The sequence below is a fragment of the Paracraurococcus lichenis genome, from assembly GCF_030657435.1.
In the GTDB taxonomy this organism is placed as follows: Bacteria; Pseudomonadota; Alphaproteobacteria; order Acetobacterales; family Acetobacteraceae; genus Paracraurococcus; species Paracraurococcus lichenis.
Map to the genome: position 1 here is coordinate 1 of NZ_JAUTWS010000343.1, position 984 is coordinate 984.

Annotated in this window: 1 protein-coding gene; it reads right to left on the minus strand. The window is 71.7% G+C overall.

Annotation, left to right across the window (positions count from 1 at the left end):
* A partial coding sequence (locus tag Q7A36_RS40125) for an ISKra4 family transposase (RefSeq protein WP_305109379.1) occupies positions 1-984 on the minus strand: 984 nt, incomplete at both ends.

Sequence of the window (984 nt, forward strand, 5' to 3'; positions counted from 1 at the left end):
TTCATCCGCTTGGCCACGATCTCGTTCACCGCGCTCTCCACGAACGCGGTCGAGATCGGCAAGCCGCGCCGACGCCGGGCGGCATAGGGCACCAGCGCTGCCTCGTTGCGCTCGAGGTAGCCCAGCAGATCGGTGACGTGATGCTGGAGGCGGTCACTCCCTGCTGCCTCAACCACGTCCTCTCGCCTGGTCCAGCGGAGTAGGGCCATGAGCTTGGCCCGGCATCCCGCCCAGCGCCCATGCCATAGGCGCCACTTCGCCCGCTCCAGGTCGCGTTCGGCACGGTTAGTGAGGGGCGCCTCAAGTCTGCGGCCTGACCTGATTGCGTGCTCGAAGCGCACCGCGGCGTGCCACCAGTCCAGCACGGGCGTGGCGCCCGGCAGCACCTCGCGCTGCAGCCGCCACAGCCCGGCATCGCCGTCGCACAGCACGGTCGCAGCCGTGGCCGCGGTTACGCCTGCTGCGGCGAGCGCCTGTCGCAGGGTCACAGCCGACCCCGCCTGGCCATCCCGGACCAAGGCGAAGCGGTGCTGCTGGCCGTCGGCATCGATCACCTTGCCTGCGACCACCTCGAAGTGGCGCCCCTCCTCGGGGTGCCGGCTGCGCACGTAGCCGCCATCCACCCCAACCACGACTGCGCCGGCCGGTCGCACTGCGGGCCGCGTCACGGCCGCAGCCATGGGCAGCTGCACCACCTCCTTGCCGACCCGCTGCGTCCGGTTCCGCACCGTGCCGGCGTTCACCGCCCCGCCGATCGGAAGCAACTCGGACAGGAGCGCGGCGACCTTGCCGAACGGCGCCAGCGCCGCATACCGGGCGGTGACGCAGGCGAGTTCGGGCGCGACGGTACCCCCGCCGAGCTCCAGGGCTGCGAAGCTCTTCGGCTCGCCCGGACCATGGCAGGGGCAGACCAACAGCCGCCGGACCCGGACCGGCACCGCGCCGAACAGTGAGCGGAACGTCGCCTGATAGTGGCCCTTGCTG